The 14,072-nt window shown below is 45.2% G+C and carries 14 protein-coding genes; 3 read left to right on the forward strand and 11 right to left on the reverse strand.

Annotation, left to right across the window (positions count from 1 at the left end; genetic code table 11):
- Positions 1 to 81: 81 nt before the first annotated feature.
- From Q0V21_RS16900 to Q0V21_RS16945, 10 genes are all read right to left on the reverse strand, one after another.
- Positions 82 to 855 carry a sigma-70 family RNA polymerase sigma factor gene (locus Q0V21_RS16900; protein WP_024631358.1) on the reverse strand — a complete coding sequence of 258 codons (774 nt, stop codon included), beginning with the start codon at positions 853 to 855 and terminating at the stop codon, positions 82 to 84.
- Entirely contained in the window at positions 852 to 1,304 is a 453-nt protein-coding gene (rsbW, locus tag Q0V21_RS16905; RefSeq protein WP_062325833.1) for an anti-sigma B factor RsbW, read from the reverse strand. The genes Q0V21_RS16900 and rsbW overlap by 4 nt, the downstream gene beginning before the upstream one ends.
- Positions 1,305 to 1,322: 18 nt before the next feature.
- Complete coding sequence (locus tag Q0V21_RS16910; protein WP_063566600.1) at positions 1,323 to 1,661, reverse strand: STAS domain-containing protein; 339 nt, start codon at positions 1,659 to 1,661, stop codon at positions 1,323 to 1,325.
- An 86-nt stretch (positions 1,662 to 1,747) separates the two neighbouring features.
- The gene (locus Q0V21_RS16915) at positions 1,748 to 3,421 is read right to left on the reverse strand and encodes a response regulator (RefSeq protein ID WP_079350059.1); all 1,674 of its coding nucleotides are present in this window, start codon (positions 3,419 to 3,421) and stop codon (positions 1,748 to 1,750) included.
- Positions 3,422 to 3,437: 16 nt separating this feature from the next.
- Positions 3,438 to 4,310 carry a CheR family methyltransferase gene (locus Q0V21_RS16920; protein ID WP_301248852.1) on the reverse strand — a complete coding sequence of 291 codons (873 nt, stop codon included), beginning with the start codon at positions 4,308 to 4,310 and terminating at the stop codon, positions 3,438 to 3,440.
- A 71-nt stretch (positions 4,311 to 4,381) separates the two neighbouring features.
- Positions 4,382 to 8,101 (reverse strand): response regulator, encoded by a 3,720-nt coding sequence (locus Q0V21_RS16925; RefSeq protein ID WP_079350061.1) that lies wholly within the window; start codon positions 8,099 to 8,101, stop codon positions 4,382 to 4,384.
- Positions 8,098 to 9,267, reverse strand: a complete 1,170-nt coding sequence (locus tag Q0V21_RS16930; RefSeq protein ID WP_024631364.1) for a PP2C family protein-serine/threonine phosphatase — start codon at positions 9,265 to 9,267, stop codon at positions 8,098 to 8,100. The genes Q0V21_RS16925 and Q0V21_RS16930 overlap by 4 nt, the downstream gene beginning before the upstream one ends.
- A gap of 389 nt (positions 9,268 to 9,656) precedes the next feature.
- Positions 9,657 to 10,001, reverse strand: coding sequence for a YflT domain-containing protein (locus Q0V21_RS16935; protein WP_301879813.1), 345 nt, complete (start codon positions 9,999 to 10,001; stop codon positions 9,657 to 9,659).
- A 93-nt stretch (positions 10,002 to 10,094) separates the two neighbouring features.
- Positions 10,095 to 10,628 carry a hypothetical protein gene (locus Q0V21_RS16940; protein ID WP_079350063.1) on the reverse strand — a complete coding sequence of 178 codons (534 nt, stop codon included), beginning with the start codon at positions 10,626 to 10,628 and terminating at the stop codon, positions 10,095 to 10,097.
- 65 nt (positions 10,629 to 10,693) lie between these two features.
- Complete coding sequence (locus Q0V21_RS16945) at positions 10,694 to 11,206, reverse strand: DUF948 domain-containing protein (RefSeq protein ID WP_024631367.1); 513 nt, start codon at positions 11,204 to 11,206, stop codon at positions 10,694 to 10,696.
- A gap of 219 nt (positions 11,207 to 11,425) precedes the next feature.
- Here Q0V21_RS16945 and Q0V21_RS16950 point away from each other — a divergent pair, with 219 nt between their 5' ends.
- Together Q0V21_RS16950 and Q0V21_RS16955 are read left to right on the forward strand one after the other, a co-directional pair.
- The gene (locus tag Q0V21_RS16950; protein WP_017692264.1) at positions 11,426 to 11,590 is read left to right on the forward strand and encodes a DUF1328 domain-containing protein; all 165 of its coding nucleotides are present in this window, start codon (positions 11,426 to 11,428) and stop codon (positions 11,588 to 11,590) included.
- Positions 11,591 to 11,992: 402 nt separating this feature from the next.
- Complete coding sequence (locus tag Q0V21_RS16955) at positions 11,993 to 12,496, forward strand: hypothetical protein (RefSeq protein WP_079350064.1); 504 nt, start codon at positions 11,993 to 11,995, stop codon at positions 12,494 to 12,496.
- Positions 12,497 to 12,610: 114 nt separating this feature from the next.
- Here the strand turns inward: Q0V21_RS16955 and Q0V21_RS16960 are convergent, their stop codons facing one another.
- Positions 12,611 to 13,501, reverse strand: a complete 891-nt coding sequence (locus Q0V21_RS16960; protein WP_079350065.1) for a cation diffusion facilitator family transporter — start codon at positions 13,499 to 13,501, stop codon at positions 12,611 to 12,613.
- Between the two features lie 291 nt (positions 13,502 to 13,792).
- On the opposite strand from Q0V21_RS16960, the gene Q0V21_RS16965 reads away from it, so the two are divergent.
- Entirely contained in the window at positions 13,793 to 13,981 is a 189-nt protein-coding gene (locus Q0V21_RS16965) for a hypothetical protein (RefSeq protein WP_024631370.1), read from the forward strand.
- Positions 13,982 to 14,072 lie beyond the last annotated feature (91 nt).

Below are 14,072 nucleotides of genomic sequence, written 5' to 3' on the forward strand. Positions count from 1 at the left end.
CCAAAAAAGGACACGTATGCATTCCATTGGAATCACGTGTCCTTCTTTATGCCGTGCTCAATATCATCACCGATCTGCATCTCATAATAAAGAGGCGTTCGACATAATCTGTTTTAATTTCTCAGTGGCTCGCTTCTGGATACGGGATACACTCATTTGGGATACTCCCAGTTTCTGAGCAATTGCCCGCTGCGACTGACCATCCTGAAATGCCAAAATAAGCACCTTTTGTTCCTGTTCCTTCAACTGTCCCAATGCCTGCTGCAAGTCCATCCGCTTCTCGACCGAATCGAAGTCATTTACATCTGAACTGATCAGTTCGCCCAATGTGGCTGCACTCTCATCCTGTGAAAGCGGAGAATCCAGTGACACATAGTGGTAACATTCCCGACCAGCCAAGACTTCGATGGTTTCCTCAGGGGTTAAATCCAGGTATTCTGCAATCTCGTTCACACCTGGTGAACGCTCCAGCTTCACTGTCAATTCATCAATCGCGTGCTGGACAAGTGCTCCCTTTTCCTTAATTCTGCGGGGCACCTGAATATACCATGACTTGTCCCTTAAATAATTTTTCATATGACCAATCATACTCTTCATGGCATAAGGTTCAAACGGAATACCCAGATTGATATCGTATTGCTTAAGCAAACGAATTAGAGCCATCTGCCCGGTCTGATACAAATCTTCATATAGATCGGGTCGGTTCCGCGCAATTTTACCTGCTGCCATTTTCACCATCGGTTCATATTTGCGGATAAGAACTGTTGCAATTTCGTTATCCTGGGTCTGCTGGTATTCCCAGATCAAACCTATAGCTTCAGACATGGACTCTGGGGGAGTCACTTTTTCATTCATACTTTCTCCTCACTTCTTGCAAGACGTTTTACGAGTACTACTTTCGTACCTTTGCCCGTCTCACTTTCCACACTGACATCATCCATCAGAGCTTGCATCAGGTAAAATCCAAGTCCACCGATTTGGGCATCAGACAGTTCTTTGTCATGAAGGCCTGCGCGGGATACCGCCGGGTTAATGTTCTCGAAGCTGGCACCTTCATCTTTGACGGTAATGGCTAGCGTGTCACTATCCACTTCGAACACAACCTCTACCATGCCGCCTTCGTGTGAGTAAGCATACAATACTGAGTTATTACAGGCCTCGGATACAGCAACCTTCATATCCTCAATGTCCTCATAAGAAAATCCCATTTTGGACGCAACACCATATAGATTGAGTCTTACAATATCAACGTAATCAGCTGTCGCCGGTAAATTAAGGGTGACTCTTTGAACTTCTGCATTCATTCCTTTTTCGATCCTTTCCTATTGGGAATTCTTCTGTGAGACAAAGAATTTGGCAATACCCGTCATATCAAAAAGTTTCTGAATTTGCGCAGGAACTTCCTGTACTTCAAAGCGAGCTTCCATTCCATGCCGTGCTTTCAGAACAGATAACAGGATACCAATCCCTGTACTATCGATGTACTTCAGATCCTGCATGTTAATAATCAAATCTTGTTCCTTATTGTCCACGAGTGGCTCCATCACCAAACGGAATTCAGGAGCAACTGACAAATCCAGTTCGCCAGTCAGATACACCGTGCACACACCATCAAGTGTTTCTGTTCTTGCATTGAATTTTTCATTTTTGTTTGTATTCATTAGACATCTCTCTCCTGATCAATGGTTTCTTTACCTAATAACCCATCTACAGCACATATGAAACAGTAATCGAATTAGCAAATATTTCAATTGGCCTGATTTATGGCCGATGTTTTGGATTTGAACAATCGCCTTTCTTCCTGAAATCGGGACAACTTCTGTTTCACATTGCCCATTTTCACAGGTTTGCTGATGTAATCGTCCATACCTACAGTGGAACATCGCTGCTGAATACCATCCATGACATTAGCGGTCATCGCTACAATAACCGGCTGCTGGTCTTGAGGCAGGCTCTCACGAATTCGGCGAGTACACTCCAATCCATCCATCACAGGCATTTGTAAATCCATAAATATATAATCATAGTTGCGATTCGCCAACACCATATCCAGTGCCTTCTTGCCATCCTCGGCGATATCTGCAATGAGTCCAAGCTTGCTCAGCATGATGGACATTAGTTTCTGATTAATGGGGTGATCATCGACGATTAATACGCTTGGATGCATTTCATAATTTTTAATATCCGTATGCTGATCTTCCCCCATACCATTCGTGAGCTCAGTTTCGACATAACGCTGCGCCTGAATGGTAAATACAAACGTTGCTCCACGCATCTCCGTCGTATCCAGATATATCTGTCCACCCATCATTTCAACAAGCGTTTTGCATATAGCCAACCCCAGACCGGTTCCTCCATACTTGCGCGTCATGGATGTATCCAGTTGGGAAAACGGCTGGAACAGGCGGTCGACTTTGTCTAGAGCTATACCTATTCCGGTATCTTTTACAGCAAACTCCAGCGTCATTCGCCCGTCCTTTTCTTCATTAACGGATACGATCAGATACACACCGCCATGGTCCGTGAACTTGATGGCATTCGCAATCAAATTCAACAAAACCTGACGCAGCCTTGCCATATCTCCATAGATCAATTGAGGTACCGAATCTTCCAGGAAATATTCCAGCTCAATATTCTTTTTGCCGGCTTCTGCCGCAAACAGTTTCAGTACTTCACGAATACAGGAAACAAGTTCAAACGGATGCTCTTCCAGTTCCATTTTTCCGGATTCCATCTTGGTAAAATCAAGAATATCGTTAATCACCGTAACAAGTGCATCCGCACTACGACGTACAATATCCACGTATTCCTTCTGATCTTCCTTCAGCTCCGTTTCCATCAACAGATCAACCATACCGATAACGCCATTCATGGGTGTGCGAATCTCATGACTCATCATGGCAAGGAACTCGGTCTTCGCGTTTGCAGCGATTTCCGCTTCCTCTTTGGCCTGAATGAGCTGCTGATTCATCTTCTCCAGTTCCTGCGTCTTCTGGTGCAGAAGCATGGTCTGTGTTTTCAAACGTTTATTCGTGATAAACATTTCCACAAAGCCCTCGATCTTGGACTTCAAAATCTGAGGAATAAACGGTTTGACCATATAATCAATGGCCCCCGCGGAATAACCTGCAAATAAGTGCTCTGCCTCTCTGCTATTGGCAGAGATGAAAATGATCGGCACGTCCTTGGACTTGTCACGCGCCTTGATTAATTTTGCTGTCTCAATTCCGTCCATCCCAGGCATCTGCACATCAAGCACAATGACCGCAAATTCGTCTTTCAGCAAACAGCGGAGCGCCTCTTCCCCGGAGGTTGCCTTGACGAGCTTGTACTGTTCCGATTCCAGAACCGCTTCGAGAGCGAGCAGGTTCTCGGGGCGGTCATCTACCAATAATATGTGGATTGGTTCATTGAGCCCCATGACTAAGCCTAACCCCCTATTTAATCTTCCGGTATATTTTTTCCGTCCGGTCTAACGGCTCGTAGGCATCGCTGAATTCCGTAAAATGTATTGATTCTTTAGAACCCAGAACAAGGATGCCAAAGTGGCTCAAACTTTCATGAAAAAGTCCGTGCACATGGTTCCGCAGTTCATCATTGAAATAAATCATGACATTGCGGCAAAAGATCACATTAAACTCGTTAAATGAACGGTCTGTTGCCAGATTATGCTCGGCAAAAATAATATTTTTGCGTAAATAAGGATGAAAAATAACAGAATTATATTTGGCTGTGTAATACTCTGAGAATGCACGGGTGCCCCCGGCTTCAAGGTAATTTGTAGTGTATAGTTTCATTTTCTCGATGCCATATACGCCTTCCTTGGCCTGCTGCAAAGAGCGATCATTCATATCTGTCGCATATATTCTTGCCTTGTCATACAGTCCTTCCTCGTGCAGCATAATCGCCATGGAATAGACTTCTTCTCCTGTGGAACAGCCGGCATGCCATATTCGGATATACGGATATGTTCTTAAGATCGGAATAATCTGTTCGCGAAACATTCGGAAAAGCGTAGGATCACGAAACATTTCCGTCACGGGAATGGACAAGTTCTGTACAAAACGATCAAACGCAGAACGGTCATGCAGCACCCGTTCTTGTAACCCGGAAATGGTCTTAACGCCTTCGGCATGTGCATAATGCCAGATTCTGCGCTTTAATGAAGGCAACGCATAGTTTCTAAAATCATATCCATATAAACGGTGCATACCTTCCAACAGCAACTCGATCTCGATCAGCTCACGCTCTTCATCTTGCGGTATGCGGATCGATTCTGCCTCCGCCTCGGTAGGTTTCCACGGTGTCATATTTTCTCTCCACTTCTTCATTTGTTACTTGCGTATTAGATGTATTGTCTTTCATTACCCAAACTATTGGGTTACGAATACAGCCATACCCGCATTAAGGATAACAATTGATCCGTTTGGATCGGTTTTTTCACATAATCGGATGCTCCAGCCTCAATACACTTGCCACGATCATCTTTCATCGCTTTTGCGGTTAAGGCGATAATTGGCAATTTTTCGAATCTTGGTATTTGTCTGATCCGCGTCATGGCCTCATAACCATCCATTTCCGGCATCATCATGTCCATTAACACCAGATCGATTTCCGGGTTCTTATCCAGAATCTCCAGAGCTTCACGGCCGTTCTCTGCAAATGTCACATCCATCCGATAACCTTCGAGCACACTTGAAAGGGCAAATACATTACGGATGTCATCATCCACAAGCAATATTTTCTTACCTTCAAACAAGGTTTCCTTGTTATGCAGTTTCTGCAGAATTCGACGTTTGTCTTCCGGCAGGTTGGCTTCTACCCGGTGCAGGAACAAGGTCGTCTCATCGAGCAGACGTTCAGGTGATTTCACGTCCTTGATGATAATGGACTCCGCATATTTGCGAAGCTTCATCTCTTCTTTACTGTCCAGTTCTTTGCCTGTATAAATAATGATCGGCAGATCATTCAAATATTGATCGTCCCGAATCTGATCAAGCAATTCAAATCCGGTCATATCTGTCAGCATCAAGTCCAGTACCATACAGTCATAGCGTTGACTGTGCAATTCATTCAAGGCCTCACTGCCGGTGGACACTGCCGTAATTGCAACATCATCGTGGCCGATCAGTTCAATGATTGCTTTCCGCTGTATTTCATCATCTTCCACAATCAACAGACGTTTCAATTGATTCTCTGTATAGGATTCGATATGCGAGAAAGCTTTATCCAGCGAATCTTTACTGGAAGGTTTTTTCAGATAAGCAATGGCTCCCATCATCAAACCTTGTTTCATATCATCGATTACCGAAATCACATGTACCGGGATATGACGTGTCGCGGAGCTGCTTTTCAGTTCGCCCAGAATTGCCCAGCCATCCATGACAGGCAACTGAATATCAAGGATTATCGCATCCGGCAAATATTGACGGGCCATTTCGAGTCCTTTGTCTCCCTGAAGCGCCACAATCGCCTTAAATCCTCTGCCTCTCGCCATATCCATCAAAATATGCGCAAAATTCACATCATCCTCAATGATAAGGAGAATCTTGTCGCCTTCCATCAGGTTCTTCTGATCATCTTCCAGCTGGGCAAGTACAGGTGAGTCGGGTTGAGGCATTTTCATAAACGAATTACTATCCGGATCCGATGTAAGGACCTTCTGTCTGCCTGAACGCATCGTCCACGTCTCTCTTGCAGACTGTTCGATCTCAGAAGAAGCAGCAGCTTCTGTCATAGCTTCGTCCACCTGAATCTCTTCTTCGTGATTATCCGGCAGGTACAGAGTAAAGCTGCTGCCCACACCTTCGGCTGATTCGACCTGAATGGCGCCACCAAGCAGGCGAGCAAGTTCGCGACTGATGGACAGTCCAAGGCCCGTTCCTCCATATTTGCGGCTCGTTGTACCATCCACCTGCTGGAATGCTTCAAAGATCAAATCCGTTTTGTCCGAAGGAATTCCGATTCCGGTATCCTTCACGGTAAAGCCTACATATTCCTGATTCGTATTCAAGTATCCAGGAAGCTCTTCCATTTTCATCTTCCGTCCAATCAGGCTTACCGATCCCCGGTTGGTAAATTTGAACGCATTCGACAACAGATTCCGCAAAATCTGCTTCACGCGATGGCTGTCGGTATATACCCATTCCGGCAAATTGCTGTCGAACTCAATGTTCAGGCCGAGTTCTTTTTTGTTCGCCATGGGGCCGAAATTCTGTTGAACAAAGCTGGTCAGTTCTTCCATGCGAACCGTCTCATAGTTGATGTCCATTTTGCCCGCATCCACCTTGGACAGATCCAAAATTTCATCAATCATTTTCAGCAGATCTGCACCCGACATATAGATCGTTTGAGCATATTCCTGCTGTTTAACACTCAGATTTCCATCCTTGTTCTCCGATAACAATTGGGACAGAATCAAAAGACTGTTAAGTGGCGTACGAAGTTCATGCGACATATTTGCCAAAAATTCGGATTTGTACTTGCTCGTCATCGACAATTGCATGGCTTGCTGTTCCAGCTGTGTTTTCGTTTTCTCAATCTCGTCGTTCTTCTCTTCCACTTCACGAACTTGTTCTTCCAATGCTCGTGTCTTGGCAATCAGTTCGGTATTGAAGTGCTCCAATTCTTCCTGTTGACGCTGAAGAAGCTCTTCCGAACGTTTAAGGGCCCCCGTCTGCTCTTCCAGATTTTCATTGGAACGACGCAGTTCTTCCTGCTGGGTCTGAAGTTCTTCAGATTGAACCTGTAATTCCTCCGTAAGCGCCTGGGATTCGCGAAGCAGTTCCTCCACCCGCAAACGGCGGCGAACGTTGTTAAGAATGACGCCCAGATTCATAATCAGCTGCGAGAACAGCTGTGTATGCAGATTCGTGAACCCTTCAAACGAAGCTAGTTCGACCACACCAATCAGTTCATCTTCAAATACGACAGGATAGATCATCACACCCGAAGCACGCGATGATCCCGTTGCTGATCCAATGTTCACATAATCCTCCGGAGTTTTTTCCATGATTATTGGAGTCATATCCAATGCGGCTTGTCCAATTAATCCCTCTCCGATACGGTAAACCTCTTTGCCAACATCTTCATTCTCTTCAAACGCATAAGCACCATAACGTCTCAGTTCGTCCGGATGCTTCTCTTCATCGATCAGATATACGACGCCCAGTTGAGCTCCAAGTACAGGCGTAAATTCACTGATAAACATCTGTGAGATCTGGCGAATGGAGCCAATACCTCGCAGCAATTCCGGAACTCTGGCTATGTTGGAACTCATCCAGTTCTGATCTTGCTGTGCTTGTAAATAAGCTTTCTCAACTTCCAGTTTCTCTTCCAAATCATTGGAGACATCCTTGAACACACTGGCAATCTGCCCAATCTCGTCGGTGGACTTCACCTGTATACGACGAATAGTTCGATAGCGACCTTTACCAAAACTGGTAATCATCATCGACACCGTATTCAGACCACGCGTAATACTAGGCAGTACCCACATAATAACCCCGAGAGCAAGCAGTAGCCCCGCAATCATGATGCCTACTGTAATCTGAACTGCCCGTGTATATGCTGCATTAGCAGCCTTAATTTCGCTATCAATCTCCTGATCCTGGAAACGGGAAAGTGCATTTAGACTGTCCACAGCTTCCTTTTGCACAGCAAGACCCGTTGAATTCCTGTAGTTGTTACCATCTTCCGCACGTCCTTGAGACATCAAGCTGACCTGTCTGCCAGCATAAGAATTATAAGAATTCCAAGCCACATTCACACGGTCAACCAGTTGATGCTCCGACGCACTGTCAGCCCGTTCACGAACTTCCTTAAGGTAACCTTCTCCCCGTTCCTGCATTTCCTTAAGCTCATTTTCTGCAGTGCCGGTTGAGTTATTCGGGTTAAGCAACAAGTTAGCCAGCACTTTCGCGATATCATTAACCTCTCCACGTACGGATGAGGTGTATCTGACCTTTAAATATCGCTCCTGATACATTTGGTCAACCTGTTTATTGCTGCTGTTCAGCCGTTCGTAGCTCACAAACGTAAGCACGATCAAGATGGCCATCAGAGCGGTAAAGCCGATCAGCAGTTTATTTCTGATTTTCATTCAGCTTCGCCCCCTTTATTTAAGGTAATCCAGACCAAACATTTATCATCATCCCGCTCTTGCGGAATTTCATCATCGAAGAATAATGCCTGCATGGCCGCTTCATCCCATTGGTGGGAGCCCGCCAGTTGTTCCTTCAGAAATGCCTGCTGCATTTCCTGGTCGCCCTGAACGGCTTCGGTTAATCCATCCGTATACAGCGCAATGTGCCCGTCACCTTCATAGTGAATCGTCTGTGGTTCAATATCCATCTTGTCGAACAAACCGACAGGACAGCAGACGCTGTCAAACGTGGTCACACTTCCATCATGACGGAAAAAGAGTGCTGGTGGATGACCTGCATTCACGTAGTCAATCCGCTTCATTCGGGTATCTACGACCAGATAGATCGCTGTAAAATAGTACTGCACCAGCTGCTTTTCCAGATGCAGCTGATTAAAGCGACGATTCAGCTCCTGAATGACCTTCTCCGGGTCTACATACGTTGTAACGGTGTCTTTCAGCACGGAAGCAATAAACATCGTAAATAGTGATGAAGATATTCCATGCCCCATCATATCCAGCAGCAGAACTCCATATCTGCCTTCACCAAGCGGATACCAAGAGTAAAGATCACCCGCGAGTTCAAACGAAGGTTTGTAAATGGCATTAACGTGAAATAGCGGATCTTCAATAGCAGGGCTTAACACGGCATTCTGTACCATCGCCGCAAGTTTCAGCTCATCCTGAATCCGCTGATCCCGCTCTTTATGCCAGTCCTTCTCTTGCTTCAGACGAAGCGCAAGACGGATTCTGGCCATCAGTTCCACTTTATTGATTGGTTTGGTCACGTAATCGGATGCCCCTGCATCCAGCGCCTCGGCCAATTTCTTGGAATCTCCGATTGCAGTAACCATAATAATAGGTATGTCCTTGAGATTCTCAAATTTCTGCACAATGCTGCATGCTTCGATTCCATCCATCTCCGGCATCATCATATCTAGCAAAATCAGGTCAATATCCGACGGTTTGGGACGAAGTTCATTGTTTTCCTCCCCAATCCCTAGAACTTCAAACATTTCCATGGCAGAACTTGCCGTTACAATGTCACGATAGTTTTCTTTTTTCAGAATTTCTCGAATGATAATGACATTCGTCGGATTGTCGTCAACAATAAGTATTCTCATTTCTATCTCCTTATCTGTGGCGTCCGGGTTTGTCGATTCTTATCAGGTCCGCTAACAACCTTAATTATACAAATTTCGCATTCAAGACAGCGGTAGACATAATAATTCCTAGTCTAACTATAATCGTATTATCAAAAAACTTCTATCAGTAAATGGCACCATCGTAGGAGAATTCCCCCGCTTGTCACCCTGTTTTTGCTGCGTTCTGATCCCGCTTCCAAACTTGCAAAAACATAGATAAGGAATGGGGATATCCCCATTCCTTATCTATGTTTTTGGTTAAGCATTCTGCATCATCAACTGTAAAACTTCTTTGATTCAAACAAAATACTCGATTCTGAAGCTTGTCCCTTGTCAGAAGGCTCCAGCTTACGTTTGTATCGGCTATGCTATTCTTTCTTTTTGGCAATCACAAGCACTTTGCCTTTATCGAGTTCACTCTCATAAAAATCTGCCTCAGCTTCGGTGAAGCCCATCGAAACAATTTTGGCCCGGAGTTCATCGCCACGGGAGCGGAACAGATTCGCCATGGAATCAAATAAGCCTTCTTCCTTAATACCAATCTCTTTGGCGTCGGCCGTATCGGCAATCCGATCTGTACGATCCTTTTCATGGGCCAGAACGAAGATATGATCAGCAAGGTATCCGGTAATCTGCAATTCTTTCACCGCTTCTACCGCTTGGACTCCGTTTTCTACCACTTTTGCATAAGCTTGCGCATTGGTTGAATTCATCGTTTCCACTCTCCTCTGATTGATCTTCTTTATCGAGCTACTTAATATATAACCATATGGTATGGGACTGAAACGTTTCTGGATTAACCACTCCTAGGAAACTGATTCATCAAAGAGATCTATTCCTTCAATCTGATTGGAGCCTGGCTTCATATACACTTTCAGCGCCTGACTTCCCCGAAGGAATACTTCTCCATCCTCTGCTACATAATACGGCTTGCCCAAAGCATCCCGAATGTCCTCAATATCCATATCAATCCACTCCTGATTAAGCTTCAGACGTTTCTCGTAAGCATCAATATGCACATAATTGACCACTCCTGTATCTTCGCAGAGCCCAACGGTTACATCTTTGAATTCATACTCCGGACAACCCAGATAGGGATCATGTTCCTTATGAACCGGTTGACCTTTATTGGCTAAAATATCATCGATGCTGTCATCCAGAGAAATGTCATTCAGAGTCCGAAAATGCTGGACAGTTCCGGAACGATCAGCAGCCAGAACTATTTCTGGTGTCTCCTCTTTCGCTACCGTCCATTGCATATCATGAGCAGCGGGTACCGCTGCCGGTTGAACGGAAAAGGGAGAAATTACGCTAAACATAACAAGCAGTAGTTTCATCATGATTCTCACCCTTTCTTCAGGTTCATCACCGCTCTGAAGACTTCTTTGATTACAAAACGGTCATGCTATTTCCGCATACGTTGCCATACATTAGCGGCTACATCCACATATTTCAGCCAGCTTTTTGCGCCCTTGGCATCTTCATGATATGTAGCTTCATAGGATTGCAGTGTCCGATCTGTCGATGTAGCAGGCGGCGTCTGTACTACATTTGCTACTTCTGATCGTTTGCTCTGTTCACTGCTGCTGCGTTTCGTCTGAAACTTGGCCATCAGCGTGGATGATACCTGCTTAGCAGCTTCCGTCACTTCGTTCAGTACTTCTCCCAAATTTTGTACAGATTCCATAACAGGATCAATTTGTTTCATTTTGTGCTGCACATCAACTGTAATATCATTGGCATGCCTTACCGTCTGTTTTACTTCATAACTAAGCTCATCAATCGTCTTTTGAACTTCCTGCAGTGTCTGTGACACATTGTCGAGTGAACCCTGAGCGGACTTCAAGGTACGAATTAAAAAGAATACAAGTACTGCAAATGCAATTGCAATTAAAGCCACACTAATTTGATAGATCATAAAAGAACCTCACTTTCCAGTATAAATCGGTTTAGTTATTGCTTAGTTACCCGACCAATTCCGAGGCGAAACAAATAGAAGATGAACTGTGAAATCAGCACAACCTGGTAAAATATCACAATGTTTCAACCCGAAAGGCCTCGGTTAAAGAACAACTACACACGGCAGTGAGACGAACACTTCTCGCTACCAAGTTCTATAAACGAAAGGATGATACCCATGTTGAAATGGTCGGTACTATTTCTAATTATTGCTCTTGTTGCAGGTATTTTCGGATTCTTCGGTATTGTTGAAGCAGCTGCTTCTATTGCCAAAGTACTCTTCTTCATCTTTGTTGTACTGTTCGTCATCTCCCTGATTACGGGACGCAGCCGAATGCGATGAATGGGGCTTCCCCCCCTTATGAACAGCACACGATACATACAAAAGCCTATCGCGCTTGCAAAAGCCGGTAGGCTTTTGTGCGTTCATAGCATCTTTTTAGCAACAATGATGCCCAAAGCAAATTACGACTTATCTCTATTATGTATTACGCTCCCTTCTCGTCTATTCCACCCCCTCTCCCCGATTAGATCATAAAAAAACAGAACCATTATGACGTAGTCAACCCGGTTTTCTCCCACTGAAGTATGATATATATAGGCTCTCCTTATACCCACTTATGCTCCAGTTGACACTGGAGAAACCAAGAAAATATTGTTATAATTTGTGTTTCACAAGTGAGCTCGCTTGGTTACTTTTAACACAGGACAACAAACTACATACCTAACCGAGGAGGAAAAACAAATGAAAAAAATCGTAAGTTTTGCCGCTGCTCTGACTTTGATGGGTTCCATGGCTGCTGCCGCAGGTGCTGAGGAAGCGGTTACCGGGACGGTAACTCCAGAAACTGGAACACAGGCAACCACAACAACGCCTGCGGTTGAAGTGAACAAACCTGCTGTAGACACTGTAGAAGGCACAGCTGAGACTGTAACTGGCACAACAGTGGACACCACGGGTACGGAGGGTACTTCAACAACTACAGAAACTACAACTCCAACAACGAACGACAAAATGTTTGATGAACCTGTTGTAAAAGCAGGAGATGAGGTTCTCGTCCCTACGATGCTGCTCAACCTGTTGGAGCGCACATGGTTCTATGACGCACCTAATGGCAAGCCGATCGGTGCACTGGGTTCCCAAATCATCGATACAACAGGTGAAGTTGTAGATGGATTCGACGGCGGTCAGTGGGTACAAGTATATACGTGGAAAGGCAAAGCTTGGATCCACGTTGCTATTCAATAGTATCGTATAATCGTTCTAACGATAAGTAAAGATAAGTAAAGAGGACAGCGCTCAGGCAGCGGCTGTCCTCTTTTCATTTCATAAGCGTTTATTTCGGGTTTGTCTATCCCGGTCTCAAGGGCTTCCCGTGGTTCCTTCTTTCATCTTAGGCTCCACATGTACATGTACATGCATAATATTATGCGAACGTTTCAATCGCTCTTCGACCCGGTCACAGATCTGATGACCCTCGATCAGGCTCAGTCCTCCATCCACCTCAATAACCACATCCACCAATACATGACTACCATGCACACGCGCCTTCACGTCCTTGATCATCTCTACACCAGGCACCCGAGCCACAGATGATCTTAGATCGGTCAGGTCTTTCTGATCAAATCCGTCTGTCAGACGATGTGTTGAATCCCGAAAGATCTCCCATGCTGTCTTACAGATCAACAGACCTACAGCAATTGCAGCTACTTTGTCCAACCAAGGAAGACCGAATTGTGCACCGATGATTCCGATTGCAGCCCCGATGCTAACCCAAGCATCCGATCGATTATCTTTGGCTGCAGCCATCAGGGCCTGACTGTTAATTTGTTTGGCAAGACGATGATTGTAACGATATACGCCCAGCATCACCAGTGCACAGGCAACCGCAACCGCTGCTGACCACAGGTTCGGTGCAACAAAGTTCCCTTCATACCAGGAACGAACCGCTTCAACCAATACCTGCAGGCCAACCATGGCCATAATAAATGAAGCAATTAGGGCAGCGACCGTTTCCGCTCTAAAGTGACCATAGGCATGATCGGAATCAGGCGGCTTCTGGGATATGCGAAGTCCGATCAATACAGCAACAGACGCAACAATATCTGTAAGGTTATTGAAACCATCTGCCAGCAAAGCACTGGAAGCAAATAAATATCCGCAGATCAACTTAAAAGCAGACAAGACCAGGTAGGCCACAATACTGACCCAAGCCCCGCGCTCTCCTTTGCGTATTTCTTCATAGGCGTTCAAACCGGGCGACACTCCTTTAACGTTTCGTATTACGGTTGTTCCATGTTACCAAATGCGTCCTGTGTGGGTCTATAGAAACAGTGTTGCCAAGCTGCATTGCTGTAGGGGAGCCGAAACAAAGTTGCCAGACCGCAGGGCTGTAGACGAAGAGAAAAAATGTTGGTCCAGTCAAAAAAGTGAAGGATTTCAGCATTTTATCAGGTTGCCCTTGTGGGGCTTTTGTAAAACGTATAAAATGAGTACATCCCGTCCAATTCGGACGGCTTACTGTAAGACCGGGAGGGAATAACGATGAGCGATAATACTGAACCGAAAAAAGTCAGTTTGCAGGATGCTATACGCCAAAAACTGGCGCAGAAGAAAGAACAGGCAAACACAGGTAACCAATCCAGTGCCTATTTTGAAGGCGGCCCCAAAGCAATGAAGAGCCAGAACAACAAAAAGCCTAACAACCAACGCCGCCGTACTGGCGGGTCATAGACCGTAAGAAGCTCTTGTATGAGATGTTTCTAAGGTTACAGGATCACCCTGTATGACCAAAAAAAGAACCGCAGGCCCTCCACTGGAGAGC

Source organism: Paenibacillus sp. 11B (genome assembly GCF_030487755.1).
Classification (GTDB): domain Bacteria; phylum Bacillota; class Bacilli; order Paenibacillales; family Paenibacillaceae; genus Paenibacillus; species Paenibacillus vandeheii.

Coding starts and splice junctions, on each gene's coding strand:
- Q0V21_RS16900 (WP_024631358.1), bottom strand. CDS start 855: ATGAATGAAAAAGTGACTCCCCCAGAGTCCATGTCTGAAGCTATAGGT.
- rsbW (WP_062325833.1), bottom strand. CDS start 1,304: ATGAATGCAGAAGTTCAAAGAGTCACCCTTAATTTACCGGCGACAGCT.
- Q0V21_RS16910 (WP_063566600.1), bottom strand. CDS start 1,661: ATGAATACAAACAAAAATGAAAAATTCAATGCAAGAACAGAAACACTT.
- Q0V21_RS16915 (WP_079350059.1), bottom strand. CDS start 3,421: ATGGGGCTCAATGAACCAATCCACATATTATTGGTAGATGACCGCCCC.
- Q0V21_RS16920 (WP_301248852.1), bottom strand. CDS start 4,310: ATGACACCGTGGAAACCTACCGAGGCGGAGGCAGAATCGATCCGCATA.
- Q0V21_RS16925 (WP_079350061.1), bottom strand. CDS start 8,101: ATGAAAATCAGAAATAAACTGCTGATCGGCTTTACCGCTCTGATGGCC.
- Q0V21_RS16930 (WP_024631364.1), bottom strand. CDS start 9,267: ATGAGAATACTTATTGTTGACGACAATCCGACGAATGTCATTATCATT.
- Q0V21_RS16935 (WP_301879813.1), bottom strand. CDS start 10,001: ATGAATTCAACCAATGCGCAAGCTTATGCAAAAGTGGTAGAAAACGGA.
- Q0V21_RS16940 (WP_079350063.1), bottom strand. CDS start 10,628: ATGATGAAACTACTGCTTGTTATGTTTAGCGTAATTTCTCCCTTTTCC.
- Q0V21_RS16945 (WP_024631367.1), bottom strand. CDS start 11,206: ATGATCTATCAAATTAGTGTGGCTTTAATTGCAATTGCATTTGCAGTA.
- Q0V21_RS16950 (WP_017692264.1), top strand. CDS start 11,426: ATGTTGAAATGGTCGGTACTATTTCTAATTATTGCTCTTGTTGCAGGT.
- Q0V21_RS16955 (WP_079350064.1), top strand. CDS start 11,993: ATGAAAAAAATCGTAAGTTTTGCCGCTGCTCTGACTTTGATGGGTTCC.
- Q0V21_RS16965 (WP_024631370.1), top strand. CDS start 13,793: ATGAGCGATAATACTGAACCGAAAAAAGTCAGTTTGCAGGATGCTATA.